Origin of the sequence: Vasconcelosia minhoensis LEGE 07310 (genome assembly GCF_015207255.1) — a bacterium.
GTDB lineage: Bacteria > Cyanobacteriota > Cyanobacteriia > Phormidesmidales > Phormidesmidaceae > Vasconcelosia > Vasconcelosia minhoensis.
The window spans coordinates 23,776-49,722 of the sequence record NZ_JADEXG010000039.1; the positions used below are offsets into that span (position 1 = coordinate 23,776).

A 25,947-nucleotide genomic window follows, 5' to 3' on the forward strand; every position below is an offset into this window, starting at 1 on the left:
TTTTTGTTGTCGTTAAGACTCCCTTGCAAATCCTAAAACTGCCCGGCTAGCGCCTGGACACAGCGATCGCACAGGGTCGGGTGCTCAGCCGAGGTACCGACCGTGGTGGAATAGTTCCAGCAGCGATCGCACTTTTCGCCTTCGGCATCGACGACGCCAATCCCAAAGGCGTCTGACTCGCTGTGGTAGGGCAGATTCTGTAAGGACTCGGGGGTTTCAAGCAGCGTCACCTGGGAGACTAAAAATAGGTAGCGGAGCCGATCGACGTGAGCCGAGCCGTCTGCCTTATCCTCGGGTGGATTCATCGCGGCCAGCTGCTGGCGCAGGTCAAGGTCTGCGACATAAAGCATAAGCTTAGCCTCCAGCGAGGAACCGATGGCTTTGGCGGCACGGGCCTGCTCCAGCACCTTATTGACCTCTTCACGGACTTTCCGCAGCCGCCGCCAGTCCTCTACCGGCTTAAACTGAGACCAGGTCGGGTCGAGCTTCACCCAGCCCGACTCAAAGACCGATTCATAGCCGGTGTGGTAGGGGATAAACTGCCAGATGTCTTCGGCCATGTGGGAGAGGACGGGCGCGATCGCCCGGGCCAGATTCTCGATTACGGCAGCCAGCAAGGTCTGGCAGCTGCGGCGACGCAGTGAGTTGGCGGCGCTAATATACAGCCGGTCTTTGGCGATATCCAGGTAGAAGTTCGACAGGTCTACCGTACAGAAGTTCTGCACCGTCTGGAAAAACTGGAAGAACTGATAGGACTCAAACGCGCCTTTGACCTCTGTGAATACCTCAGTCATGCGATAGAGCATGTAGCGGTCGAGTTCCGGCAGCTGCTCATAGGGGACGGCCTGGGCCGGGTCAAAGTCGTACAGGTTGCCCAGCAGGAAGCGCGCCGTATTGCGAATTTTGCGGTAGACGTCTGACATCTGCCGAAGATTTTTTTGCCCCAGCAGCATGTCGGAGGAGTAGTCCACCGAAGACACCCACAGCCGCAGCACGTCAGCGCCGTAGGGCGGCTCCTGCTTCTGGTTTTTGCCGCCCTCGATCACCACGCGGGGATCGACGCCGTTACCCAGGGATTTGCTCATCTTGCGGCCATGCTCGTCGAGCACGTAGCCATGGGTCAGCACCTGTTTGTAGGGGGCCTGGCCGTGGGTGGCGACGCTGGTCAGCAGGCTAGACTGAAACCAGCCGCGATGCTGGTCGGAGCCTTCCAGGTACATCTCTGCTGGGTAGTGGAGGCTGTCGCGCTGCTCTGCCACGGCGGCCCAGGAGGAGCCCGAGTCAAACCAAACGTCCATCGTGTCGGTGCCCCGGCGGTAGCTACGACCGTTACTGCGGTAGGGCTCTGGCAGCAGCTCGGCTACCGGCAGCTGCCACCAGGCATCTGAGCCTTGGTCAGCGAAGATGTGCTGAACGTGGGCAATCGTCTCCGGGGTCATCAGCGGTTCGCCCGACTCTTCGTCGTAGAAGACGGGGATCGGCACACCCCAGCTGCGCTGGCGAGAGATACACCATTCGGCTCGGTCCTGGACCATCGCCGTGATCCGGTTTTCGCCCTGGGCGGGGAACCACTGTACCTGCGCGATCGCGTCCAGGGCAGCCTCCCGAAATCCTTCTACCGAGGCAAACCACTGCTCGGTAGCGCGGTAGATCACCGGCTTCTTGGTCCGCCAGTCGTAGGGATAGTTATGGGCGTAGGCTGCTTCCTTAAGCAGCGCCCCGGATTCGGTCAGCGCCTCGATTACAGCCTCCGTCCCGTTAGTCAGGACATTGAGCCCGCTGAATGGCGCGGCGTCCTCGGTATAGCGGCCATACTGGTCCACAATCACAATTGGCTCGATGCCGTAGTGCTGGCCGACCTGGAAGTCTTCGGGGCCATGGGCCGGGGCGCAGTGAACCAGCCCGGTGCCAGTCTCGGCATTGATGTCTTCTCCCATCGAGACGACTGGGCTCTGACGCTCAAACAGCGGGTGCCGGTAGGTGCAGCCTTCTAAGTCCTGTCCCGCTACCGTGGCTTTCACGGTCAGCTCGGTGTCAAAGGTTTTGGCCAGCCTTTCGACCGCGTCGGCGGCGACTAGGGTGTATTTGGGAGCCTGGGGACTGACGGATTGGAAGCCTTCTACCACCGCGTAGGCCATCTCAGGGCGGCTGCGGATGAACTGGTTGGGGACGATCGTCCAGGGGGTGGTGGTCCAGATTGCGATCGCCAGCTCAGGCATAAACGGCGACAGAGCCGACTGACTGGCCGCCGAGAGCTCGGTCAGCGGGAAGGCCACGTAGACGCTGCGCGACACGTGGTCAGCGGGATACTCCAGCTCGGCTTCCGCCAGCGCCGTCTGGGAGCTGGGGCTCCAGTAGACCGGCTTGAGCCCGCGATAGATATAGCCCTTTAGCGCCATCTGGCCGAAGACCCCGAGCTGGGCGGCCTCGTACTCGGGCTGAAGGGTCGCATAGGGATGCTCCCAGTCGCCCCAGACACCGTAGCGACGAAAGCCCTGACGCTGATGCTCAATCGTCTCCTGGGCAAATTCTCTGGCCTTATGGCGCAGCTCCAGAGGAGAGAGCGATCGCCGTTCTTCGGGCTTCAGGGTCTGGAGCACCTTCAGCTCAATCGGCAGGCCATGGCAGTCCCAGCCGGGAACATAGCGAACTTTACGGCCCTGCAATAGCTGATATTTATTGACAATATCCTTGAGAATTTTGTTTAGGGCGTGGCCCATATGCAGGTCGCCGTTGGCGTAGGGCGGGCCATCGTGCAGCACAAATACCTCACCCGGATTCTGTTCGGAGAGGGTTGCATAGATCTGCTGCTGGTCCCAAAACTGCTGAAGCTCGGGCTCGCGCTTGACCGCGTTGGCTCGCATACTAAAGTCTGTCTGGGGCAGCAGAACGGTCTCTTTGTAGCTTTTGGAGTCAGTCACAGGTTAGGAAACTCAGGGATTTTTCGCGCCATCGAACCATTCTGCCTTGAAGTCTGGCGGGCTTCAAGGGGCTGGGCTAGTTGAGATCGTCCTCTAGCTCCTCTGCGGGCCATATCCCATCGGCTTCATCACTGGACTCAGGCTTAACCGATGGAATGGAGGGCGGCCGGGGCGGCAGCTCGATCATGGGGCGAGCTGGCTTGGGTCGGGTAAGCAATACCACCAACTCCTTAAGCCAGTCTGCAATAATCATAGCTTTTGAGATCGGTCCTTGAGGCGCTGAGCGGGTCGCTGCGGGCCGCGACTGTTGCGGGTCTGCCGAGCTTGGCGGAAGTTTGGCGTTTGCTGCAAGCGACTCAGCTTCAGTTGAGAGGTCGGGAGTTGGAATGACGCAATCGGGATCGGCTAGCTCAGGTGCCGCTGGAGATGGCTCTATCACGGCTTCTAGGGGTGCTTCTATGGATGCTTCGAGAGCAGATTCCTCTGGAGGCGGATCTAGGACTGCTTCTGAAGACGCATCTGGAGCTTCTGGAAAGGATTCTGCGGATTCTTTTGAGAATTCTTCTGGGGGGACCGCCAGCGACTCGTCCGCAATCCCTTTAGCCAGTCCCTGAGCGGATTCTTTGGCCGGTTCTTTGGCCGGTTCTTTGGCCGATGCTAGATCAATGCCGTCTTCGACAAACTCATATTCGTAGGCTCGTCGCCAGCCGCTAGAAGGGCCGCTGGTCTCGACCCGCTTGCGCTCGACCTGGGCGGCGCGAATGGTCTCGATGGCGGGGATCGTATCCTGAGCTTTGTCGAGCTGCCGACCGGCCCAGGCCGTCACCAGCTCAGGCTTGAGGACGACGGGGGTACGCTGTGGTAAAGGCGTCGTCAATCGCCGCAGGACTAACGTTTGCCAGCCCAATACAACGAGCAGTCCAACGCTGGCCGTTTGCCCCAGTAGGACCACCCCTCGAACTTGTCCGGCCCCGAACCACAGTACCAGCGCATAGAAAAATCCCAGGCCGCTCCATAAAAAGTCGGCCCGACGATGCACCTCGGGATAGATAAAGGCCGCCATGTAAAAGGCGAAACTGCCCAGCCCTACGACCATGGCTAAGATATTTGCCAGCATACGCGCTGCTTCTGATGCTTCTACGTCCTCTATTATTGTGAAGGCATTTTGAAGCACCAGCGAATTTGTTTGACGCAAAACGCAAAGCGACTGACAAAATCACTAGCCGGTGGCTGCTTCCGGCGACCCCGTCAGCCGTTTCAAAATCCTAGCCACGCGCGGCAGGCTATTGGCCTGATCCGAAAGCAACGTAAAAAGCGTTTTGACTGCTAAACGGCTCCAGAGTTGCGGCTGAAGAGAATTAAAACCGTCTTGGCAATCAGCTTCAGATCGTAGAAGAAGCTCCAGTTTTCCTGATATCTCAGGTCCAGACGGATAACGTCTTCAAAATTGGTGACCTTAGACCGACCATGTACCTGCCACTCGCCAGTCATGCCCGGTTTGACATTGAGCCGCTGCCAGGCCGACACTTCATACTGCTCAATTTCGTCGGGGGTCGGCGGGCGCGTCCCCACCAGGCTCATTTCGCCCTTGAGCACATTCCAAAACTGGGGCAGCTCATCCAGGCTGGTACGGCGCAGGAAGCGGCCGATGCGGGTAACGCGGGGATCGTTTTCATTTTTGAACAGGGGACCTTCGACCTGGTTGGTAACCTGGGCTTTGAGGGCTTCGGCGTCGGCAACCATCGAGCGAAATTTCCAAATCGTGAAGCGCTTGCCCATCCAGGAGCAGCGAGTCTGGCCGAACAGGATGGGACCCCTGTCTTCGTAGCGGATCGCGATCGCGATCGGCACCCAGGCGATGCCCGTGATCAGCAGTCCCACCAGCGCGCCAACAATATCCGTCAGGCGCTTGGCTTTAGACCGGACCGAAGGATGGGTAGAGGGCAGACCGTTAAGCCGACTTTGCGGTGGACTGAGGGGTGAGGCAGAGGGCTTGATGGTAAAAATCTTGTCTAGCTCAGTCATCTGTAGCGCCATCATCACCTGGCACGGCACGTTGTGCAGCTGCATTTGAGCTCCCTGAGCCTGGCTAAGACGATGGCAAATCACGAGGGCACCAATGCCGCTGCTGTCGATGAAGCTGGTTTTCTCGAAATCAAGAATGACCTGGTTGAGGCAGGTATTCTGCTGGAACAGTGCCTGACAGGTCTGTTTAAAGGCAACGGCTTCTAAGACGGTAAAGATTTCCGTGATGTAGATTGTGCCTACCTTTTTCTGAATAGCCGCTTCAAATTTAGGCATCTCAGGTGAGCTGGCCTCACAACCGGGGGGATCTGTAGAGCGAATGGACAAATTTATTCTTCCCAAAGTCTACGTGAGCTTCAAGCCTTTCTGACCATTCTCGATCGCGCTTGTCATCAGTTACATATTTAAACTCCGAAATTATGCCAAAGCTTGATATTTGGTCTTCCAATAGTCAGAATTGGAATAATCAAGAAGTTTTGATGAGCGGCCGTCAATGGCTGGAACTCAGAAAAACCCGATCGGCTTTCCTTAATGGCTCATCAACATATAGAGGTTTTCTGCATATTTTTTTGGAAATTACGCTATATATAGCTTTGTAATTCACTTTCCAGAGGCGCTCCGTGGATAGGCAAGGTTTCCTGCTTTCAGAAAGTCAACTCCGGGCTGTCGGCCAGTCGCACTACGAAAATTTTAGGGCAGCGGCTCCCGTTGGCACAGCTGAGCTGCGGGATTGGAAACGCCGGGTGGCAAAGTTTCAGACGACCGTTGGTTTAGCCCCCGCCGCTGAGCAGACGACCCTGTTTGATTTAGCGGCAGCAGATAGTCAGGCAGAAGGGCTCAATCCATTTGAGCTGCCGCCGCAGAATACTGAGTTCTGGCGCTGGCGATTCAGCGATGTCGGGGTGGCGGCGATGTATTTTGTGATCGACTATGCCGCGCCGCTGCTGCTCTACGTGGGCGAGACCGTGAAGTCGAATCAGCGCTGGAAGGGCGAGCATGATTGTAAGCGCTACCTGGTCAACTACCGGCAGGCCCATTATCAAAATCAGATGACCAGTCAGCTCGGAATTGCGTTCTGGCCCCATGCGCCGAGCCAGCGCCGAGCTCGCCAAACGTTAGAGTCTAGGCTGATTTATAAATGGCGATCGCCCTTTAATAAAGAAAACTGGGATTTTTGGAAGACGCCTTTTGTGAGTGGAAAGGGGGAGCTGCGCTGACCATAGCTGCAAACATCAAACAATCTGTCAATCACCGGCACTGTCTTTCACCGTGCCGTCACCTTAAGCGTCTTAGGCTGGCTGGGGTGGCCCTGGATTTTGGCCATCCGCTCATTGGCATCCAGATGCCGAATAATTTTATAAATGCTTTCAATTTGATCTGTAGCATTGGCCTGGCTGGCAATTTCGGCTAGCGCCAGCGGCTGATCGGCTTTTTTGAGAATATCCACCACCTGCTTTTGCAGCTCCAGCACGCTGGCGGCGGCTTTCTTACCTGCTTCCACGCCGGGCTGATGATAGGCATTGACGTTGACCAATGAACCGTAGAGGCCGACGGCGCGCTCATAGAGGGCAATCAGCGCCCCGACGGCGCGGGGGGTGACAACCGGGATGGTAATCGTAATCGAGTCGCGCTGATTGTCATAGAGGGCGCGGCGGGTGCCCTGCAGCAGTCCCGAGAGGTAGTCTCCCGAGGTCGCACCGGGCTCCACTTCCACCGAGTCGCCCTGGCGGTCCTGAAGCACTTCGATAAAGGTGACGAAGAAGTTAGGGACCCCTTCGCGCAGCTGTTGAACGTAGGCATGCTGGTCGGTGGAGCCTTTGTTGCCGTAGACCGCGATGCCCTGGTAAACCGTATTGCCGTCCAGGTCCTTTTCCTTGCCCAGAGACTCCATCACCAGCTGCTGCAGATAGCGGCTAAACAGCAGCAGGCTGTCTTTGTAGGGCAGAATTACCATGTCTTTCTCGCCTCTGCCATCGCCTGAAAAATACCAGGCTAGGGCCAGCATGGCCGCTGGGTTCTGGTGCAGCTCATGCACCCGCGTCGCCGCGTCCATCGCTTTGGCCCCGGCCAGCATTTCGCGAATCTCAATTCCCTGGAGGGCGGCTGGCAGCAGGCCGACCGCCGACAGCTCGGAGGTGCGTCCGCCCACCCAGTCGTGCATGGGGAAGGTGGCAAGCCAGCCTTCAGACTTGGCGATGTCCTCTAGCTTGCTACCAATCCCCGTGATGGCGACGGCCTGCTTGACAAAGTCTAGCTCCTGAGCCTCATAAGCCGCCTTGACTTCGACCATGCCGTTGCGGGTTTCGGGTGTGCCGCCCGACTTGGAGATAACGATCGTCAGCGTGGTCGATAGCCGTTCTCCAATCTGGGCGAGGGTGCGGTCGATTCCCGCCGGGTCGGTGTTGTCTATGAAGTGAATTTGCAGTTCTGGGCTGACGGCGCTCAGCGCCTGATCGACAAACTCGGGTCCCAGCGCCGAGCCGCCAATGCCGACGGAGAGGATATCGGTAAAGCGAGCCTGGCCGGGCGGGCTAATCTCGCCTGAGCGCACCTTAGCGGCGAATTCCTCTACCGAGTTTAGGGTCTCGACAATATCCTGCTTGAGCTCGTCTGAGGGCGCTAGGTCGGGGTCGCGCAGCCAGTAATGGCCAACCATGCGGTCTTCGTCGGGGTTTGCGATCGCGCCTCCCTCCAGCGCCTCCATCGCCATGAAGGCCTGCTCAAAGCGGGGCTGCATCTGCTCGACAAAGGCTTCGTCAAAGCGCATTCGGCTAACGTCAAGGTATAGACCCAGGCCCTCGTGATAGTAAAGCCAGTCCTGATACCGTTCCCAGAGTGTCGCTGCGTCTGCCATGGTTACCCGCTCCTAGTTGTCTCAATTTTCGCACAGTAGAATAGTATGCCGACGATTGTCGTCTTGGCTGAGTGACCTGTGAGAAAAAGCCCCAAGGTTTTAAGATTTAGCCGCTGCTGACGGCCTGGTATCCGCTGTAGGATAGGAAAAGCGTTAAGTTTGATACCCTTCTATGGACCTGGTTACCCTCCAAGGCTGGCTTGATAATGCATCCTTTGCAGTGTTGTTTGTGACAATGCTGCTCTACTGGAGCGGTCTTGCCTTCCCCAATCTATCGCTGCTGCCGGCGCTGGGGACAGCCGGGATGGCCGTTGCCAACCTGACCATGGCGACCCTGTTAGCGGCCCGCTGGATTGAGGGAGGCTACTTCCCGCTGAGCAATCTCTACGAATCGCTATTTTTTATTGCCTGGGGCATCACCGCGATGCATTTTATCGCCGAGCGCACCAGCGATAGCCGCTGGGTGGGCGTGGTGACATCCCCGGTGGCAATGGCGATCGCGGCCTTTGCCGCCCTGACCCTGCCCGACCAGATGCAGGTCTCCGAGCCGCTAGTCCCGGCCCTGAAGTCGAACTGGCTGATGATGCATGTCAGCGTCATGCTGCTGAGCTATGCCGCTTTGATGGTGGGGGCGCTGCTAGCGGTGGCGTTTCTGATTGTGACTCGGGGTCAGGCGGTGGAGCTGAAGGGCAGCTCGGTGGGGACGGGGGGATTTCGCGATCGCAAATACACCCTGCAAAAGGCGGCTGAGCACAAGCTGGCTCCCGGCCTGGCCAGCACCGCCGTCGGCAGCGGTGGCACGGCGGTACTTCAGCGTGAAACCACCACCGCCCCGCTATCCATGCAGCGGCTGACCCTAGCTGACACCCTTGACAACGTCAGCTACCGGATGATTGGCCTAGGCTTTCCACTGCTGACCATTGGCATCATCGCCGGAGCTGTCTGGGCGAATGAAGCCTGGGGCTCCTACTGGAGCTGGGACCCGAAGGAAACTTGGGCACTGATCACCTGGCTGGTGTTTGCCGCCTACCTGCATTCGCGCCTGACCAAAGGCTGGCAGGGCAGGCGACCCGCCATTTTAGCTGCCTCAGGCTTCGTCGTCGTCTGGATCTGCTATCTGGGCGTCAACCTGCTGGGTAAGGGCCTGCACAGCTACGGCTGGTTCTTTTAATTCAAAATTTATTGAATTGTCGCAAACTGAGCGTCGATCGGCTGGGGTGTTGCATTCTCGCGGGCGACGATTTCTACCACCTTATTTTTTGCCGCGGGCTCCGTCAGGGCCTCCACGCAGACCTGAGCCACCTGCTGACGGGGAATACTACCTTCAAATAGGGTATCGGCTGGGGCCATCACCACCGGGTCGCTGCTGTCCTCGCTGCGCAGGCCACCCGGTCGCACAATGGTGTAAGGTAGGCCGCTCGCCTTGAGATAGTCTTCGGCCTGCTTTTTCCAATAGAGCACCAGCCAGAATAGGTTCAGCGGGTGGAAAAATTTGGATACGCAGAGCGAAGAGACGATGACAAACTGCTCAGCGCCCGCTTGTTTGGCCGCATTAATCAGGTTTTTGTTGCCCTCGTAATCCACCTGATAGGGGCCGGTGGGGTCTAGGCTGGGCGTCGCCCCGGTGGCGCAGAGGACGACGGTGCAGGTCGCCATCGCCGCGCCTAGCGTCTCTGGTTTCATCACGTCTCCCTCAACCAGCTCAATGCTGGTCGGCAGCTGGTCCCGGCCCTTAGCTAGATCCCGCACCATTGCCCGCACGGGGATATCGCGGGCGATCAGCTGCTCGACAATGAGCTGCCCGGTGCGGCCGGTGGCTCCGGCGACAAATGCTTTCATGGCGGTAAATCCTGGATTAAAGGTCTATTGTTAGGAGCTTTAGTATAAAGGGCTGGCCATATTCGAGCTTGCCTCGCCGGGCGGAAATTAGCAGTAATGGAAGCCGCTGCTGCACCCAAAATTTAAAAAAATTGATATATTCTAGTCGAGGTCGGCTCTAGAGCGAGTGGGCAAACCACCCAGAGGCCACTAAACTATTAGACGATGATCCGTAGATCAACGATGGGCGCTGTTGGGGTGAATAGGTATTCTGAATCGAGAGTATGTTTTGTATCCCTCATTCGCTCGGCGCTAGCGTGGCTAACGTCGGTGAGTTTTTAAACCCTCAGCAGGAAGACCGCTCATCTATGCAAGTCCCCTCTAGCCATCCTTCTAAGTCCGCTCCCGGGCTCTTTAACCAGGGCGCTGGCCTGCTGCAGGCGCAGGAAATGACTCAATTGGATACAGACTCATCCCCCTTGGAGACGGTGCAGTTTCAAGGCAACTATATTGGGCAGATGGAAATGTACGCCGACGCGGCTACGGTAGCTGAGTACCTCGATGCTCACCAGGGCTGGTTTGGGCGCTGTGCTCGACCGATGAGCGTAGAGCCGATCGGTGAAAATGGCTATGCGCTGACGGTGGGCCGGTTTGGCAGCTTAAATTTAGAAATTGAGCCGAGAATTGGCCTGCATCTGCTGCCTCAAGATCAGGGAATTTACCGGATCGAGACGATTCCGGTTCCCGGCTTTGAGCCCAAGGGCTACGAGGTCGATTTCCAAGCCTCGATGACCCTCTGTGAAAACGGCCCGGAAAATGCTCCGCAAGATGCCCAGGTTGAGCGGGCCACCCACGTTGAGTGGGATTTGACCCTATGTACCCTAGTCCAAATGCCTCGCTTTATCCAGGCCCTGCCACACAGCCTAGTCAAGGCGTCTGGAGACAAGCTGCTGAACCAGATTGTCCGCCAGGTGTCGCGACGGCTAACCAAAAAGGTGCAGGAAGATTTCCATAATCGGCTAAATCTACCGGTACCAAGCTCGGCGAAAAAGGGGTTCTGGCAGCGGTAGCAGCAGGGCTGTCTAGCTGACCTCCGGACTCAGTCGAACTGATTGAACAGCGCGACGAGAGCTAAAACATGAGCAGTCTGAGTAACCACTTTTCAGACTGCTCATTTTTTAGTGCTAAACCCCAAAGGAGACATCTTTGGCCTGACTGCCCTGGGCTTGCTCAATTTCGAGCAGCCGTGCCACCCGATCTTCAGTCGAAGGATGGGTCGAAAATAGGCTCTTAAACATCTGCTGAGGCAGCGCGTTGACGATCAGCAACGGCTCAAAGGCCGGGTTGGCCTGCATCGGTAGTCGCTTAGCGCTGGCCTCCAGCCGCTTCAGGGCGCTGGCCAGGGCGCGGGGGTTGCCAGTCAGCTGAGCCGACCCAGCATCAGCGGCAAATTCCCTCGTGCGGGAGATGCCGAGCTGAATCACTGTCGCGGCCAGCGGGGCGAGAACGACCGTCAGCAGTAGCGCAATTGGATTGGACCCATTGCCTTCGCGATCGCGCCCGCCAAACCAAAGGCTGTATTGCAGCATCTGGGCCAGAAAAGCCACCGCGCCGCCAATCGTTGCGGCGACGGCCTGGGTGAGCGTATCGCGGTTGATGATGTGGGTGAGCTCGTGGGCTAGAACGCCCTCTAGCTCTTCGGTCGAGAGCATTTTTACGATTCCCTCAGTCACGGCTACCGCGGCGTGCTCCGGGTCGCGCCCGGTGGCAAAGGCATTGGCCGCATCCCCAGGGACAATATAGACCGCCGGCACGGGGATCTCCGCCCGCTGGGCCAGGCGCTCAACCATGCCGTATAGTTCTGGGGCCTGCTGCCGCGTCACCGGCTGGGCGCGGTAGGCTGAGAGGGCAATTTTGTCGGAGTAAAACCAGGAGCCGAGATTGGTGATGGCCGCGATCGAGATCCCAATCAAAACACCTCCCGTCCCGCCAAAAATAAAGTAGCTTACCGTAATCAGTAGGGCGCTAAGCAAACCCAGCAGTGCCACCGTTTTCAGTTGACCCATGGCCTTAAACCTCTTTTCGTAAATACAGTAATTTTATCGGGCTGGGTTCGGGCTAGATTAGACCGATAGTCCGAAAAATTAGGTACGGGTTCTTCCACCAGAAGGATTATTTTGATCAGTCCTGGGAATACGCAGAGGGAGATAGTGGCTCGGCGGACGGCTGCGACTGCTGGCGTCTGATTACCCGTTTTTCGGCTATGGCTTTACCTACCGTGACATTGAGCAAATCGCCAATCAGCATGACTAGCGACGTCAGATATAGCCACAGCAGCAGAATAATTACCGCCCCAACCGCGCCATAGACCTTGTTGTAGTTTCCATACTGGCTGACGTATAGGCGAAATAGGCCAGAGATCACGGCCCAAGACAGCGCCGCTAGAATTGCCCCCGGCAGCAGCGGCTTGCCCGAGCTCCAGCGGCTTGGCCCAAACCGGTAGACAAAGGCAAAGGCGGCTGAAACGATTCCAAGCGCCAGGGGCCAGCTAAACAGTCGCCAGACAGTCAGCACCCATTTGCCAACCGATTCTCCACTTTGAACTGCCAGATGCTGAACGACCAGATCGCTGATAAACACCAGGCTAGAGGCCAGAATCAGTAGCAAAATCGTACCGATGGTGAGGCCGATCGAAACCAGTCGGGCTTTCCAGAAGGGACGTCGCTGCTTGATTGGAATCTGATGAATCTGATCGAGCGCCCGCATCGCCGCGCTAATGGCACCCGAAGAAGCCCACAGCGCCACTAAAAAACTGACTGAAAATAGGCCCCGGTTCTGGCTAAAGCTGATGGCCTTGACGAACTCCTCAATCAGCTCCAGCGCTTGCTGCGGGGCTACTTCACTCAGTCGAGCCGCCAGCCTTGTGAAGGTAGAGTCGAGCGGGGCAAATAGACCAATTGCCGTCAGCAGCGCCAGAATCCCTGGGAACAGGCCCAGCATCGCGTTATAGGCCATTTCTGAGGCTAGGCTGGGCAGGCGCAGCTGGAGCGTTCCCCGGACTACCCTGCGGACGGTGCGAAAATTGATATTCAGCAGAAAGCGGACAAAGGCAACGGGCGATAGCGTATAAGAAATCCGGCGTAGCGGGGCCTGCTCGCGGTAGGTGCTGTAGAGCTTTTTCTTAATTGAGCGATTGGGTGGAGTCAAAGGTGGCTAATGCGAGAGAGCTGCAAGCAGGCTTCAATAGATTCGATATATTTCGATTATCCGCAGAACTGAGCGCTTTCGGGAATGCTTTCGGTAAGTCTTTAACTTTGACAGTCGGGAGACCCTATTGACATTATTAACTATCTTTAACAATCCGATATTGAACCATATTAGCGGTAGATGTCTATTCTTGCAGTCGCAGTGCAGCAGTATCAGGATCGTTGCTAAGGGCGGCAATACCTACCCCAATTGGCCGTAAACACCGATCTTCGGATCAAGGCTGGCTTTTCTACAATGCAGCTACATACCTATTAAAAAGGTCTATCATCCCCAGCCGGAGTCAGCCTATGCAACCTACCGATCCCAATCAGTTTACCGATAAGGCCTGGGCCGCCGTAGCCCGAACCCCTGACATCGCCAAGCAGTCTGGTCATCAGCAAATTGAGACTGAGCACCTAATGCTGGCGCTTTTGGAGCAAGAGGGTTTGGCGGCCAGTATTTTACAGAAAGCCGGGGCGACCGTTTCGCAGCTGCGCGATCGCACCGAAACCTACATTCGCCAGCAGCCCCGGATCAGCGGCAGCGGCGGCTCGGTCTACCTGGGTCGTTCGCTCGACACGCTGCTGGACCGGGCTGAGTCCTACCGCAAAGCCTTTGAAGATGACTACATCTCAGTCGAGCATTTAATTTTGGCCTATGCCCAAGACGAGCGGTTTGGCAAAGCGCTGCTGCGAGAATTTGACCTGGACGAAGCCAAACTGAAAACCGCCGTTGAGCAAGTGAGAGGCAAGCAAAAGGTGACCGATCAGAACCCCGAAGGCAAGTACGAATCGCTGGAAAAATATGGCCGCGACCTGACCGCCTTTGCCCGCGAAGGGCGGCTTGACCCGGTGATTGGCCGGGACGACGAGATTCGCCGGACGATTCAAATACTTTCGCGGCGGACTAAAAATAATCCGGTGCTGATTGGCGAGCCAGGCGTGGGTAAGACCGCGATCGCAGAAGGCTTAGCCCAGCGCATCGTCAGCGGTGACGTGCCGCAGTCGCTGCGCGATCGCAAGCTAATCGCCCTGGACATGGGGGCGCTAATCGCCGGGGCGAAATATCGGGGCGAATTTGAAGAGCGGCTCAAGGCCGTGCTGAAGGAAGTCACCGAATCCCAAGGACAAATCATCCTGTTCATTGACGAAATCCATACCGTCGTCGGGGCTGGCGCCACCCAGGGCGCGATGGATGCGGGTAACCTGCTGAAGCCCATGCTGGCCCGGGGCGAGCTGCGCTGCATCGGCGCGACGACGCTGGACGAGTATCGCAAATACATCGAGAAGGATGCCGCCCTGGAACGCCGCTTTCAGCAGGTCTATATCGATCAGCCCACGGTGGAGGATACCGTCTCGATTCTGCGCGGCCTGAAGGAGCGCTACGAGGTGCACCACGGCGTCAAGATTGCCGATAGTGCGCTGGTGGCTGCTGCAACGCTTTCGACTCGCTATATCAGCGATCGCTTTTTGCCCGACAAGGCGATTGACCTGGTAGATGAGGCCGCCGCCAAGCTGAAAATGGAAATCACCTCCAAGCCAGAGGAGTTAGACGAGGTCGATCGCAAAATCCTCCAGCTGGAAATGGAGCGGCTGTCGCTGCAAAAGGAAATCGACCCGGCCTCGGTAGAGCGGCTAGAGCGAATTGAGAAGGAGCTGGCCGACCTGAAGGAAGACCAACGGGCGCTGAACGCCCAGTGGCAGGCTGAGAAAGACACCATCGACCATATCCAGTCGATTAAAGAAGAGATCGACCGGGTGAATATTGAAATTCAGCAGGCCGAGCGCGACTATGACCTGAACCGGGCGGCTGAGCTCAAGTATGGTAAGCTCACCGACCTCCAGCGTGGGCTCCAGGAGGCCGAAGCCGACCTGAGCGAGACCCAGACTTCTGGTAAGACGCTGCTGCGCGAGGAAGTCACCGAGGCCGACATTGCTGAAATCATCTCCAAATGGACGGGCATCCCGATTAGCAAGCTGGTGCAGTCCGAAATGCAGAAGCTGCTGAACCTGGACGCTGAGCTGCACCGCCGCGTGATTGGTCAGGATGAGGCGGTGACGGCGGTGGCCGATGCGATTCAGCGATCGCGAGCCGGTCTGGCCGACCCCAACCGCCCCATGGCCAGCTTTATCTTCCTCGGCCCCACCGGTGTCGGTAAAACCGAGCTGGCCAAGGCCCTGGCGGCCTACCTATTCGACACGGAAGACGCGATGGTGCGGATTGACATGTCGGAGTACATGGAGAAGCACGCGGTCTCCCGGCTGGTGGGTGCGCCTCCTGGATATGTCGGCTACGACGAGGGCGGACAGCTGACTGAAGCGGTGCGGCGAAGGCCCTTCGCGGTGATCCTGTTCGACGAAATCGAGAAGGCCCATCCCGATGTGTTCAATATCCTGCTTCAGGTGCTGGACGATGGCCGGATTACCGACTCGCAGGGTCACACGGTCGATTTCACCAACAGCATCATTATTATGACCAGCAATATCGGCTCCCAGCACATTCTGGATATTGCCGGGGATGACAGCCAGTATGAGGAAATGCGATCGCGCGTCCTAGAGGCGCTGCGGGCCAACTTCCGCCCGGAGTTTCTCAACCGCGTCGATGAAACCATTATCTTCCACGCTCTGGAGCAGGTCCAGCTGCGCGAAATCGTGAAGATTCAGGTACGACGGCTGGAGCAGCGGCTGAGCGATCGCAAGATGTCGCTGCGGCTGTCGGATGCAGCCCTGGACTTCCTAGCCGATGTTGGTTTCGACCCGGTCTATGGGGCAAGGCCGCTGAAGCGAGCCATCCAGCGCGAGCTGGAGACCCAGATTGCCAAGTCCATCCTGCGGGGTGAGCTGGGCGAAGGCGATACGATCTATGTCGATGTGGAAAATGAGCGGCTGGCCTTCAAGCGGCTGCCCGCCGAGCTGCTGACGACATAGATAAATAACATCAGTTCTGGATATGGCAATCGTCAAAAGCCAATAAAGGGAGGAGTAGGTACGCTGAAATTGCAAACCATTCAGCCCTGCCCTCCGCTATGACTAGCTTAGAAGACCTCTTTTGCCACGTGACTTGGTATTGCCCTAGAGGTCATGATTTTGAGTTGAGGATGTGCCGCACTCCGTGTGGCACATCCATATTTTTTAGGGCTATCCATCGTCAAACCTTTTTGCCAGCTAACATTCCCGCTCACCGGACGCAGATTACCTATGCGTCTTAGCGACAATTCGACTTCGTTCTGATACAGCCGGGTTGTTATACGGCAGCTCTACACTACGCCAACACCAGAAGACTTTCCGTTTCGCTACGTTCAAACTGAACGATCGTATCCAAATTATCCCTCAAAATTTGAGTAATCTTCGATGTCGGGCAGTTTTGAACTCGAAGATAAATAAACTTGGGTGGATGACCATAGAGTAAGCTGCGCTGATGAAAATCAGAATCTTTGGAAACAATCACAAATCCATTTGCTTTTGCATAGTCCCAGATCACTAAATCGTCTGTATTGATCAGTCCCAGCGTCTTGACATGCTCAGAATCCGGATACAGGTCGCTAATTCTGTGAATGATGCGATCGGATAGGGTTTCATCTAAAAGCAGCTTCACAGCGATGCCACGAATAATTTCTTTTCGCGGTCAGCAGCAAAAGCAAGACACGCTTTGATATCCTCTGAAGTGAGTTCAGAAAAATCCTCCAGAATTTCTGCCTCGGTCATCCCACCTGCCAAATATTCTAAGATGTCATACACCGTGATTCGCATTCCCCGAATACACGGCTTGCCACTACGCTTTCCAGGCTCAATTGTGATGATGTGTTGGTAGTCCATAAAAGTGGCATGAGTGGATAGCTGTTTACATTATATCAAGGATTCATGCTGTCACAGACAGAGAATGCTGCTAAAGTTTATCGGCAATGTGTTGAGCCACTTCTGCTGAAGTTCTCACTGGAATAATTTCAAAATGACCGAGATCGTTCCAATCTTTGATCCGAATATTCCGAATATCAAACAAGGCTAGATCATTCGTCCGCATGGGTTGGAAGCACCGAAAATAGTCTAAATCGACCCAACTATCTACATACTCAAGACCTGGTGGCAGCTGACGGCCACGATCGCGGGCACGGCGGTAGATCTCAACAGCCGCTCCTACGTTGAAATATTCAATGACCACATAAAGCATGGATTGCAACCTCAGCAACGACTTCGCTAATTGAACGCACCGATTTCTCTAATCGTCACATAGGTAACCTTTGAGTACAGCCACAACCGGTAACGCAAGCGGCATAACGATAGAGTTCAACGGCGGTAGATAACTTAGGCATCATCACCAATCATCCCCATTCCGCCGCTGCAACGATTTGTTATGCTGTTATCAACTTACAAGGGAAGGTAATAAATTTGACCATCTAGGTCCTCCGGAGTGCCACATTCAAGAATCATGAAAAGATCTTCAATTACTCTCCCGATTGATGCATCTGTGTGAATTTCAATTACTCCTGGCATAGCGAGATTACTGGCTAATCTTTCATAAGCGTAGCGAGTAATCGTAGCAACATCATGGGTGAGTAAAACATGACCTTTGTCAGCAGCCCATTCAAGCACAACCGGATCATCTTCTCCCGATAAATCAATATCCTGAACGCGAACAATGTCGATGTTTGGATTGCGGCGCAATAAGCCTCGAATGATTGTGTTGTCTAAATTTTCATCGGCTAGCAGCTTGACCATGCCTGCCGCTCAATTCTTCGGGCGAGTAAACGATCTCGCAAGCCTTGAGGATCAAATCGAGCTTCATTTATTTGGCGAATTTCTTGAGCTTGCTGCTGTCTCTGCTGGAGATACTCCTCTACATCCTCTTGATGGTTAAGGTAGAAGGCAATTGAAGCGTAAACGTCACCCAGCCTTAAAGATGGATAACGATAAACAATCTCCTCAGCTGTTGATCCTTGCTTGAATACAGCGACCACAGTATCTAAAGTCACCCGTGTTCCACCAACACAAACCACGCCATGAGGATTAGTCGTCAAGGGTGCAGATTCAGCTAGTATCGAAAGAGCCATGATGACAAATATGAGAAACACTATTGAATTCTATCTTAGCCTTGAATCCGAAACCAGTCCTTTATCAATAACTTGAGACGAACGACTTGTCTTCACTAAGGTTGTTAACAAGATGTTAAGTAAGCTTACAAACCAGATATATGACAGAATTAGCTCCGAAGCGTTTTAAGGTACTTCACCCCATCCGCAGATACTCTCATATACTTCAGTTTGCCAACTTTTCGAGTTTGAAAGAGCAATTTCTTAGCAGCAAGTCTTTTCAAAGAACTCGACGGATTTGATAATTTTATTCCATGTTCTTGGAGTGATTGGTTGACTGCAGAGGTTTTAAAGTCATTCTCTGGCGATTGCTTTTGTTCGTAATAAGCCGTGAGTAATGCTTTGTCTAGATCATTAACATTATCTCTAAAGCCGTGAAACCATTCACCAAAATTATCTGGCATATCAAGATCTTGCTCACCAGCTATTACTAGTTTCTCCTCTTCTTCTTCAGCAACAGCTGCCATTTCTTCTTCTTCAATCGAATCACTATCGTCTTTATAATCATTGGTTATAAGAAGCGCCATATATTCAGCAATAGCATCTATAGCAGCCAACTGATTTGATACAAATTGCTCTGATCCTTCAAATTCAACCTCACCTGTTTTGAAGTTAATTTTTGCCTTTGCTGGATTTCCTGATTCTACAGTTTCAGTTTCGAATTCCACTTTTATATAATAGCTCCTCTATGGTTGCTCTAAAGTCTAGCCTTACTTTACTAATATCTGCTCTTTTCGCATTATAGTAAATTTTGTGATCAGAGTAATTTCCGATCGCTCTGAAATCCTCCAAACATGATTTTGTATTTCTTGAAAGCGAAAGCTTTGGATTTCTCAAGGCATTAGAGATAATGTCAGAAAGCATCTTATAATTTCCTTGAGAATCTTTGATGTCTGAGTCAATGCCCTGGTTTTCATAAGAATGAATCAAACATATTTCAAGAAGTCTGCGCATTAAAACTGCACAACCATCGAATATGTTGTTTTCGTAAGAAGCATTGATTTGTTTAGATAGAGATTCTATATAACCACGTGTGTTCTCATAAAGTAAGGTAGGTAAGATAGTATCTGTTGCTTCAATATCTTCGGATTTCTCTCCCAAAAAAGGATACTTTTTGTAGAGACTTGAACTCTCCTTAGCGTGAAGTCGAAAAGAGTCTTCATGTTGCCCTTTCAGAAAAGAGCGAGAGCTTTTCAAGTTTTGCCTCAATCTTGATTTATTTGGCCTATGTAAATCTAGGGTCTCAAACCATTCACATACAGAATCTACTGTGAATTCAAAGCCATCTTTCCCATTCTGATGATAAAACGCTAGCAATACAACTTTGTCTATTTCCTTTTTATTAAGTAATTCAGTTTTTTTGGTAAAACCAGTTAACGAAGATATCATTCCGTTTATTTTTGATGCCGACCGATAGCCTCAAGAAAGTCTAGCGTGCTCAAGCAGACTTTGCGTCACATCAGTTAAGAATCGCTGCATCATTTGCCAGCTAACTATTTATTAGATCTATTCTTTCAGTATATCTACCTGGAACCGGCTGGATATACTGCGAGCTGTCCATTATTACGCTTACATTAGGCAGATATATTGAAGGTTTCAGTATATTTTCCAACCACAAGCAGCCAGTTCAGAAGAGTCGTTCCAAGTTAGTGCATAAGGTCTAATCAAACTGCATATGAAAGCTTGACCTAGAAAACGCCTTGACCAAGAGCAGGTCAGTGTATGGCTGGGTTGAGGCCACCGAAACCCAGCCTACGCTCAATCACTATCAGCGGCTGTATAGCTTGGTCAGGTCTAGCAGTCGCTGCTGATGGTCTACCGAGAGCTGGTCAGAGCTGCCGTAGCGCCAGCGCCAGTTGCCAGGAATGACGCTGGGGTCGTTCATCCTGCCGCTGTTGTCCAGCCCAAAGATGTCCTGGAGCGGGATGATGGCAGAGTTAGCGACCGTAGCCAGGGCCGTGCGAATCAGCACCCAGTTAATTTCCTCAACTTCGTCCACGCTGCCATAGCCCAGGTATTTAGCCAGAAACTGCTTTTCCTCAGCCCCAGCCCGATTCCACCAGCCCAGGGCCGTGTCGTTGTCGTGGGTGCCGGAGTAGACGATGCAGTTTTGTGGATAGTAGTGGGGCAGGTGCGTATTTTCAGGGCCGCCAGCAAAGGCGAACATGAGGATTTTCATGCCGGGGAAGTCAAAGCGATCGCGCAGGGCCTCCACCTCGGGCGTAATGATTCCCAGATCCTCGGCTAGAATCGGCAGGCTGCCCAGCCGGTCGTTCAGGGCCTTGAAGAATTCATCTCCCGGGCCGGGAATCCACTCGCCGTTCATCGCCGTTTCCTCATCGCCAGGCACCTCCCAATAGGACTCAAAGGCGCGGAAATGGTCTACCCGCACCAGGTCCACGTATTGCAGGGTGGCCTGGAAGCGCTGAATCCACCAGTCGTAGTTATTCTGACGGCAGGCATCCCAGTCGTAGACCGGATTGCCCCAGAGCTGCCCGGTGGCGCTGAAGTAGTCCGGCGGCACGCCCGCAATAAAGGCCGACTCCAGCGTTTCTGGATCGAGCTTAAACAGTTTAGGATGCGCCCAAACGTCGGCGCTGTTGTGGCAGACATAGATCGAGACATCGCCAATGATTTGAATATTTTTTTGGTTAGCGTACTGACGCAGATCGGTCCATTGTTCAAAGAACTTGAACTGCATAAACCGCTGAAAGTCAATCCGCTCCTTCAGCGCCTCGGTCTGGGCTTTGAGCGCTTCTGGCTGGCGCTCTGCGATGGGCCGCTCCCACTGGCTCCAGCTCTTGCCCTGGTTGGCCTCTAGCAGCGCCATAAACAGCACGAAGTCATCCAGCCACCAGGCCTGCTCCTGACAAAACCGGTCGTAGCGGGATTTGCGATCGCCCTCTAGCGTGTCTCGAAATCGCTCAAAGGCCTGCTGCAAATATTCGTCTTTGTAGGGGATGACCCGGTCAAACTCAACCCGGTTGGGGTTGCTATCTGGCAGGGGCGAGAGCGAACCTGCATCCAGTAGACCGTCTTCCGCCAGCCGCTCCAGGCTGATCATCAGCGGATTGCCGGCAAAGGCGCTGAAGTTCATGGTGTAGGGCGAATGCTCGTAGCCAGTCGGCCCCAGCGGCAAAATCTGCCAGAGGGTCTGGCCGCTGCGTTCTAGAAAATCAATAAACTCATAGGCCGATTGCCCCAAATCGCCAATGCCGTGGGGGCTGGGTAGGGAAGTCGGGTGCAGTAAAACGCCGCTGGCGCGTTGAAAACTCATAATTTTTTGCAGATGTGAACCAAAGGAATCGTTAAGCGAGTCCTACTTGGTTTTAGTACAGGTGAGGCCCAAAGTCACGCTCCTTTGGGTTTGAGTCGCCTGAGCTAGCAAAAACGGCCCTTGGCTAGCCGCTATTGCCGCTTTAATAGGGGTAGCTAGCCCGATGGACAAAAGGATGATCGCAGTTTCGGATTTTTTAGTTTGGGCCATTGTCATTCTTGCCGTGGCCGGGATTGGGATTGGGGCGATGACTAACGCCTACTTCAAACCGCTGGGCGGCAAAATTCCCTTTCCCCTGCCGATAGAAGCATCGGCTACGCCACTCAGCGGAGAGGCCCAGGCCGCCTTTGAACAGGGCGTGAAGGTCTTCCAAGGGGGAGACTATCGGGGCGCGATCGCGCGGTTTACCCAGGTCAGCCGGCTAGAGCCGTCCTGCGCCGAAGCGTTTCATAACCTCGGACTGGCTCAGGTCAACGTCGGCGATGACAATCAGGCTGTACGCAGTTTGCTCCAGGCGAGCGAGCGCTACGACCGTCAGGGCAGTAAAGACGGCATTGACCAGGTGAAGCAGCAGCTGATAGTGCTCAAGCAAAGCGCAGCCTGAGGGGTCTTGCCGATCTAACCCTCTGGCTGAAGAAGGTGTTGGCAGTGCTGCCGCTTCGTTACTCCAGCTGGCTGTGGGGGCATTCTCAATCAAAATGCGCATCCCATCAGTGGCTTCCATGATTCATCCTGAGATTGAGCAGCGCGATCGCCTACTCCAAGGTATCGCGACGGCTACTCATCAGCTTCTAATAGAGAAGAACTATGGCCAGGCGGTAAACCTCGCCCTGGCAACTTTGGGAACAGCCGCAGCCGCCGATCGTGCTTATATCTTTGAAAATCATTTGGCCCCCCTGAGCGGTGAGTCGCTGATGAGCCAGCGCTGGGAGTGGACCGCAGAGGGTATCCAGCCCGAAATTGACAATCCTGACCTGCAAAATCTGTCCTATGATGATTTCTTCCCTCGTTGGCATCAGACTTTACTGCGCGGGGAGATAATTTCTGGCCCGGTACTGACTTTTCCTGACTCTGAACGCCAGATACTGGAAAGTCAGCAGATTCTCTCAATCCTGGTAATCCCCATCCAGATGGAGCAGCGTTTTTGGGGTTTCATTGGGTTTGATGCCTGTCGCACAGAGCGCCACTGGTCAACCAGCGAAACGGCCCTGCTGCAAGCCGCCGCTGCGAGCCTAGGTGGTCGCCTGCGGCAGCACCAGACGGAGAGGGAACTGGATCAATCACGGTGGCTGCTGCGCAGCGTTCTGGATAACGTTCCTCAGCAGGTTTACTGGAAGGATACCGATCTCCACTATCTGGGCTGTAACTCCAGCGCCGCCATTGCTAACGGCCTTGAACGTCCTGAGGAGATTGCGGGCAAAACTGAGCAGGAGCTATCTTGGAACCCGGAGAAGACTGACAGTCACCAGATTAGCGATCGCCGGGTGATTGACTCGGGGCAGCCGGAACTCCATATGATTGAGCCCCGGTTGCAGGGCAACGGTCAAACTGAGTGGCTGGGGGTCAGCCGGATTCCGCTACAGGATGACCAGGGCAAGGTCATGGGTCTGATGGTCACAGTGACAGACATCACTGCGCGCAGACAGGCCGTCTTACAGCAGCAGCAGCTTAACGAAGCGTTGGAAGCCCAGATCGAACAGCAGACGACAGCCCTACAGCAGAGCGAAACTCGACTGTGCCACCTCACCGACAATGTGCCGGGAATGCTCTTTGAATTTTGTCAGCGGCCCGACGGCAGCCGCTGCTTCCCCTATGCGTCGGTTGGGACTCAGGCACTGCTGAATGTTGACCCCCAAAAGCTCAAGCAGGATGCCAGCTTAGCCTTCGCTGAGGTTCATCCTGAAGACTTACCAGGGCTCAATCAGTCCATTCAAGCTTCGGCGGCGGGGCTGTCAGACTGGGAGTATGAGTGGCGGGTAATTACGCCGGAGGACTATCGCTGGCTGAAGGGGTTTTCTCGGCCACAGCGCCAGCCGAACGGCGATATTCTTTGGTACGGCTATATCTATAACATGAGCGATCGCAAGCAGGCCGAGCTCCTACAGCAGCAGCAGCAGCAGCAGCTCAAGTCGCTGCTGGACAATATTCCCCATCTCGCCTGGCTAAAGGACCAGGAAAGTCGGTTTATTGCGGTTAACAAACCTTTTAGCCACGCCTGCGGTACGCCTGCTGATGATCTAGCGGGCAAAACCGATTTTGATATCTGGCCTGCAGAGCTAGCTCAAGCTTATTCTCGACAAGACCAGGCGGTAATGGCGACTCGACGGCAGCAGCGGGTAGAAGAGCGAATTGTAAATGAGCAGGGGCAGACTCGCTGGTTTGAAACCTATAAAACGCCTGTGTTGAGCACCGCTGGGATGGCCATTGGAACAGTCGGCATTGCAGTAGATATCACTGACCGCAGGGAGGCAGAAGCCGCACTGCGACAGTCCGAGGCAAAGCTAAGGCAGCAGACCCAAGTTTTAGAGGAAACGCTCCAGCAGCTCCGGCAGACCCAGGGGCAGATGGTACAGAGTGAGAAAATGTCCTCCCTGGGCCAGCTGGTAGGCGGTATCGCTCACGAAATTAACAATCCGGTTAGCTTTATCTATGGCAACATCTGCTATTTGCAGGAATATGCTGACGACCTGATGGACCTGATTCAGCTTTACCAGACCGCTTACCCGGAGATAACAGAGCCCATCCAAGCTCCCATCCAGGCCAAAATCAAAGCAATGGATTTAGCCTTCTTGCAGTCAGACTTATCAAAAATTCTCCGCTCTATAGAGACTGGGGCCGAACGAATCAGTGAGATTGTGCGGTCACTCAGCAACTTTTCACGCATGGATCAGGCCGGTAAGAAAGCCGCAGATATTCATGAAGGGCTGGACAGTACGCTGCTGATTCTGGGACATCGGCTTAAGATCCAGTCGAATCGATCCGAAATTAAGGTAATTCGCGAGTATGGTGACCTACCGCGGCTGGAATGTAACCCAGGCCAGCTCAATCAGGTTTTTATGAATATTTTCAGCAACGCCATCGACGCCTTGGAAACGGCATTTTTAACTCACGCTGCCGCTGCCCCACCCCTGACCCTCACGCTGAAGGTGACAACAGGAGTAGAGCAGGACTTTGCGACTATCCGCATCGCCGATAATGGCAGCGGTATGCCCGCTGAGATTGCGGCTAAAATTTATGACCCCTTCTTCACGACTAAACCGCTTGGACAGGGTACGGGCTTTGGCCTAGCGATCAGCTATCAGATCATCGTCGAACAGCATCAAGGAAAACTAGATTGCATCACCACTCCGGGCAGCGGAACCTGCTTTGAAATTCGGCTGCCGCTGTTCGCCGCTCAACCTCAAACAGCAGCTCGCCTCTGACTCATGGCAGAGTCGTAAAGTTTTGTTTACAATTATCTTGACTAAAGATAACTTTTGTGGATTTTTCACATGCAGCGCAGCTACTGCCCTTTTGGTGCTCGCTCTGCTCTACCGATAGCAGAGACCGCAGAGCTTTTGAATCGGTTGAGAACCGGCTTTTGGTTCTTTGGCTTAGGGTCTTGGAGCTTTGGGATTTGCGATCGCACCATTGCCGCCGTTTCTGACGGCTTTCTCTCCGCCATTGACATCATGCAGCTGGCCACGGCATCCTTTTTTGCCATGGGCTGGTTCTTGCTCAAGCCCCGCCAGCAGCCTGATACAATCGAGCCAGACTTTAACGAGTAGAGTATTTGGCAAAGCAGCGGCTCGATACGCGCCTGGTCGAAGCGGGCTTTTGCACCTCTCGCCAGCAGGCCCAGCGGCTGATTCGAGCCGGTGCAGTTCAGGTCAATCAGCAGCTGATCGATAAGCCCGGAACACCGATCCCCGACGACGCTACGATTCAGGTCAAGCAAAAATCGCCCTATGTCTCCCGAGGGGGCGAAAAGCTCGCCCAGGCGCTTTCTGCGTTTGATTTGCAGATTTCCGATCGGGTTTGCCTGGACGGCGGCATTTCCACCGGTGGCTTCACGGACTGTCTGCTACAGGCGGGGGCCGCTCAGGTCTACGGCATTGACGTCGGCTACGGTCAGGTGGCCTGGAAGCTCAGGCAGGACAGCCGGGTTTTGCTCAAGGAACGCACCAACATTCGCCATCTCAGCCCAGCAGACCTCTATGCAGACGAAGCTGAGCGACCCGATTTAGGCGTCATGGACGTCTCATTTATTTCGCTGACCAAGGTGCTGCCCGCGTTTTGGCAGCTGCTGACGTCGCCTCGGGAAGTCGTCCTGTTAGTGAAGCCGCAGTTTGAGGTGGGGCGCGATCGCATCGGCAAAAAAGGCGTCGTCCGCGAACCCAGCGATCATGCCAATGCTTTGCTGCAGGTACTCACCGCCGCCCAGCAGCAGGGCTGGCACTACTGGGGCCTAACCTGGTCGCCGCTGACGGGACCTGCCGGAAACATCGAATACCTACTCTGGCTCAAAGATCGTAAAAGCAATCAACAAGCGCCTAACCTCGACGCCCTACACCAGCTCGCCCAGTCCGCCCGCCAGACTCTAGAAAGTTAATAAGGGAGCAGCGTTGAAATAACCTCCCCTGAATGAGGTTAAACTGGGCTTATAGAGAGCCATCGGTAGAGCGGATGTTAACAGAGCAAGTCAAAGCCACCTTCAAGGATGCAGCTTACAAACTAACAG

23 protein-coding genes are annotated in these 25,947 nt (G+C 54.6%); 8 read left to right on the forward strand and 15 right to left on the reverse strand.

Annotated features, from left to right (window positions below; all coding sequences use genetic code 11):
• Positions 1–32: 32 nt before the first annotated feature.
• The 3 genes from ileS to IQ241_RS15830 all read right to left on the reverse strand — a co-directional run bounded on the left by ileS (position 33) and on the right by IQ241_RS15830 (position 5,222).
• Positions 33–2,921, reverse strand: coding sequence for an isoleucine--tRNA ligase (gene ileS / locus IQ241_RS15820; RefSeq protein WP_193908910.1), 2,889 nt, complete (start codon positions 2,919–2,921; stop codon positions 33–35).
• A 76-nt stretch (positions 2,922–2,997) separates the two neighbouring features.
• Entirely contained in the window at positions 2,998–4,038 is a 1,041-nt protein-coding gene (locus IQ241_RS15825; protein WP_193908912.1) for a Ycf66 family protein, read from the reverse strand.
• 209 nt (positions 4,039–4,247) lie between these two features.
• A complete protein-coding gene (locus tag IQ241_RS15830) occupies positions 4,248–5,222 on the reverse strand; it encodes a sugar transferase (RefSeq protein WP_193908914.1) in 975 nt (324 codons plus the stop codon).
• A gap of 344 nt (positions 5,223–5,566) precedes the next feature.
• Between IQ241_RS15830 and IQ241_RS15835 the strand changes: the two genes are divergently transcribed.
• Positions 5,567–6,163 (forward strand): GIY-YIG nuclease family protein, encoded by a 597-nt coding sequence (locus IQ241_RS15835; RefSeq protein WP_193908916.1) that lies wholly within the window; start codon positions 5,567–5,569, stop codon positions 6,161–6,163.
• 47 nt (positions 6,164–6,210) lie between these two features.
• Here IQ241_RS15835 and IQ241_RS15840 read toward each other — a convergent pair whose 3' ends face one another.
• Positions 6,211–7,800: a glucose-6-phosphate isomerase gene (locus tag IQ241_RS15840; RefSeq protein ID WP_193908918.1), complete on the reverse strand. Its 1,590-nt coding sequence runs from the start codon at positions 7,798–7,800 to the stop codon at positions 6,211–6,213.
• Positions 7,801–7,972: 172 nt separating this feature from the next.
• Between IQ241_RS15840 and ccsB the strand changes: the two genes are divergently transcribed.
• Complete coding sequence (gene ccsB / locus IQ241_RS15845; RefSeq protein WP_193908920.1) at positions 7,973–8,971, forward strand: c-type cytochrome biogenesis protein CcsB; 999 nt, start codon at positions 7,973–7,975, stop codon at positions 8,969–8,971.
• An 8-nt stretch (positions 8,972–8,979) separates the two neighbouring features.
• On the opposite strand, the gene IQ241_RS15850 is transcribed toward ccsB, so the two are convergent.
• A complete protein-coding gene (locus tag IQ241_RS15850; protein WP_193908922.1) occupies positions 8,980–9,639 on the reverse strand; it encodes an SDR family oxidoreductase in 660 nt (219 codons plus the stop codon).
• Positions 9,640–9,986: 347 nt separating this feature from the next.
• Between IQ241_RS15850 and IQ241_RS15855 the strand changes: the two genes are divergently transcribed.
• Positions 9,987–10,688: a DUF1997 domain-containing protein gene (locus tag IQ241_RS15855; protein ID WP_193908924.1), complete on the forward strand. Its 702-nt coding sequence runs from the start codon at positions 9,987–9,989 to the stop codon at positions 10,686–10,688.
• Between the two features lie 114 nt (positions 10,689–10,802).
• Here the strand turns inward: IQ241_RS15855 and IQ241_RS15860 are convergent, their stop codons facing one another.
• A complete protein-coding gene (locus IQ241_RS15860; RefSeq protein ID WP_193908926.1) occupies positions 10,803–11,684 on the reverse strand; it encodes a M48 family metalloprotease in 882 nt (293 codons plus the stop codon).
• Between the two features lie 115 nt (positions 11,685–11,799).
• On the reverse strand, positions 11,800–12,753 hold the full coding sequence (locus tag IQ241_RS15865; RefSeq protein ID WP_193908953.1) for a YihY/virulence factor BrkB family protein: 954 nt from the start codon (positions 12,751–12,753) through the stop codon (positions 11,800–11,802).
• A gap of 419 nt (positions 12,754–13,172) precedes the next feature.
• On the opposite strand from IQ241_RS15865, the gene clpB reads away from it, so the two are divergent.
• Entirely contained in the window at positions 13,173–15,791 is a 2,619-nt protein-coding gene (clpB, locus tag IQ241_RS15870; RefSeq protein ID WP_193908929.1) for an ATP-dependent chaperone ClpB, read from the forward strand.
• A gap of 334 nt (positions 15,792–16,125) precedes the next feature.
• On the opposite strand, the gene IQ241_RS15875 is transcribed toward clpB, so the two are convergent.
• The 8 genes from IQ241_RS15875 to malQ all read right to left on the reverse strand — a co-directional run bounded on the left by IQ241_RS15875 (position 16,126) and on the right by malQ (position 21,227).
• Entirely contained in the window at positions 16,126–16,458 is a 333-nt protein-coding gene (locus IQ241_RS15875) for a DUF5615 family PIN-like protein (protein ID WP_193908931.1), read from the reverse strand.
• Positions 16,455–16,679, reverse strand: a complete 225-nt coding sequence (locus tag IQ241_RS15880) for a DUF433 domain-containing protein (RefSeq protein WP_193908933.1) — start codon at positions 16,677–16,679, stop codon at positions 16,455–16,457. The genes IQ241_RS15875 and IQ241_RS15880 overlap by 4 nt, the downstream gene beginning before the upstream one ends.
• A gap of 70 nt (positions 16,680–16,749) precedes the next feature.
• Positions 16,750–17,031, reverse strand: coding sequence for a DUF3303 domain-containing protein (locus IQ241_RS15885; RefSeq protein ID WP_193908935.1), 282 nt, complete (start codon positions 17,029–17,031; stop codon positions 16,750–16,752).
• Between the two features lie 197 nt (positions 17,032–17,228).
• Positions 17,229–17,579 (reverse strand): DUF5615 family PIN-like protein, encoded by a 351-nt coding sequence (locus IQ241_RS15890; protein WP_193908937.1) that lies wholly within the window; start codon positions 17,577–17,579, stop codon positions 17,229–17,231.
• On the reverse strand, positions 17,564–17,911 hold the full coding sequence (locus IQ241_RS15895; RefSeq protein WP_193908939.1) for a DUF433 domain-containing protein: 348 nt from the start codon (positions 17,909–17,911) through the stop codon (positions 17,564–17,566). Before IQ241_RS15895 ends, IQ241_RS15890 begins: the two co-directional genes overlap by 16 nt.
• 149 nt (positions 17,912–18,060) lie before the next feature.
• Positions 18,061–18,618 (reverse strand): hypothetical protein, encoded by a 558-nt coding sequence (locus IQ241_RS15900; protein WP_193908941.1) that lies wholly within the window; start codon positions 18,616–18,618, stop codon positions 18,061–18,063.
• Positions 18,602–19,339 carry a hypothetical protein gene (locus IQ241_RS15905; protein ID WP_193908943.1) on the reverse strand — a complete coding sequence of 246 codons (738 nt, stop codon included), beginning with the start codon at positions 19,337–19,339 and terminating at the stop codon, positions 18,602–18,604. Before IQ241_RS15905 ends, IQ241_RS15900 begins: the two co-directional genes overlap by 17 nt.
• 379 nt (positions 19,340–19,718) lie before the next feature.
• The gene (malQ, locus tag IQ241_RS15910) at positions 19,719–21,227 is read right to left on the reverse strand and encodes a 4-alpha-glucanotransferase (RefSeq protein WP_193908945.1); all 1,509 of its coding nucleotides are present in this window, start codon (positions 21,225–21,227) and stop codon (positions 19,719–19,721) included.
• A gap of 175 nt (positions 21,228–21,402) precedes the next feature.
• On the opposite strand from malQ, the gene IQ241_RS15915 reads away from it, so the two are divergent.
• The 4 genes from IQ241_RS15915 (at position 21,403) to IQ241_RS15930 (ending at position 25,818) form a co-directional block, all read left to right on the forward strand.
• Complete coding sequence (locus IQ241_RS15915; protein ID WP_228021769.1) at positions 21,403–21,831, forward strand: tetratricopeptide repeat protein; 429 nt, start codon at positions 21,403–21,405, stop codon at positions 21,829–21,831.
• 118 nt (positions 21,832–21,949) lie between these two features.
• A complete protein-coding gene (locus tag IQ241_RS15920) occupies positions 21,950–24,649 on the forward strand; it encodes a PAS domain-containing protein (protein WP_228021774.1) in 2,700 nt (899 codons plus the stop codon).
• Positions 24,650–24,718: 69 nt separating this feature from the next.
• A complete protein-coding gene (locus IQ241_RS15925; RefSeq protein WP_228021770.1) occupies positions 24,719–24,994 on the forward strand; it encodes a hypothetical protein in 276 nt (91 codons plus the stop codon).
• Between the two features lie 5 nt (positions 24,995–24,999).
• Positions 25,000–25,818 (forward strand): TlyA family RNA methyltransferase, encoded by an 819-nt coding sequence (locus IQ241_RS15930; protein ID WP_193908950.1) that lies wholly within the window; start codon positions 25,000–25,002, stop codon positions 25,816–25,818.
• The last annotated feature ends 129 nt before the right edge of the window (positions 25,819–25,947 follow it).

Excerpts from the sequence above, each read along its gene's own strand:
- IQ241_RS15825 (WP_193908912.1), bottom strand. The coding sequence starts at position 4,038 with ATGCTGGCAAATATCTTAGCCATGGTCGTAGGGCTGGGCAGTTTCGCC.
- IQ241_RS15830 (WP_193908914.1), bottom strand. The coding sequence starts at position 5,222 with ATGCCTAAATTTGAAGCGGCTATTCAGAAAAAGGTAGGCACAATCTAC.
- IQ241_RS15840 (WP_193908918.1), bottom strand. The coding sequence starts at position 7,800 with ATGGCAGACGCAGCGACACTCTGGGAACGGTATCAGGACTGGCTTTAC.
- ccsB (WP_193908920.1), top strand. The coding sequence starts at position 7,973 with ATGGACCTGGTTACCCTCCAAGGCTGGCTTGATAATGCATCCTTTGCA.
- IQ241_RS15850 (WP_193908922.1), bottom strand. The coding sequence starts at position 9,639 with ATGAAAGCATTTGTCGCCGGAGCCACCGGCCGCACCGGGCAGCTCATT.
- IQ241_RS15855 (WP_193908924.1), top strand. The coding sequence starts at position 9,987 with ATGCAAGTCCCCTCTAGCCATCCTTCTAAGTCCGCTCCCGGGCTCTTT.
- IQ241_RS15860 (WP_193908926.1), bottom strand. The coding sequence starts at position 11,684 with ATGGGTCAACTGAAAACGGTGGCACTGCTGGGTTTGCTTAGCGCCCTA.
- clpB (WP_193908929.1), top strand. The coding sequence starts at position 13,173 with ATGCAACCTACCGATCCCAATCAGTTTACCGATAAGGCCTGGGCCGCC.
- IQ241_RS15880 (WP_193908933.1), bottom strand. The coding sequence starts at position 16,679 with ATGGACTACCAACACATCATCACAATTGAGCCTGGAAAGCGTAGTGGC.
- IQ241_RS15885 (WP_193908935.1), bottom strand. The coding sequence starts at position 17,031 with ATGCTTTATGTGGTCATTGAATATTTCAACGTAGGAGCGGCTGTTGAG.
- IQ241_RS15890 (WP_193908937.1), bottom strand. The coding sequence starts at position 17,579 with ATGGTCAAGCTGCTAGCCGATGAAAATTTAGACAACACAATCATTCGA.
- IQ241_RS15895 (WP_193908939.1), bottom strand. The coding sequence starts at position 17,911 with ATGGCTCTTTCGATACTAGCTGAATCTGCACCCTTGACGACTAATCCT.
- IQ241_RS15905 (WP_193908943.1), bottom strand. The coding sequence starts at position 19,339 with ATGATATCTTCGTTAACTGGTTTTACCAAAAAAACTGAATTACTTAAT.
- malQ (WP_193908945.1), bottom strand. The coding sequence starts at position 21,227 with ATGAGTTTTCAACGCGCCAGCGGCGTTTTACTGCACCCGACTTCCCTA.
- IQ241_RS15915 (WP_228021769.1), top strand. The coding sequence starts at position 21,403 with ATGATCGCAGTTTCGGATTTTTTAGTTTGGGCCATTGTCATTCTTGCC.
- IQ241_RS15920 (WP_228021774.1), top strand. The coding sequence starts at position 21,950 with ATGATTCATCCTGAGATTGAGCAGCGCGATCGCCTACTCCAAGGTATC.
- IQ241_RS15925 (WP_228021770.1), top strand. The coding sequence starts at position 24,719 with ATGCAGCGCAGCTACTGCCCTTTTGGTGCTCGCTCTGCTCTACCGATA.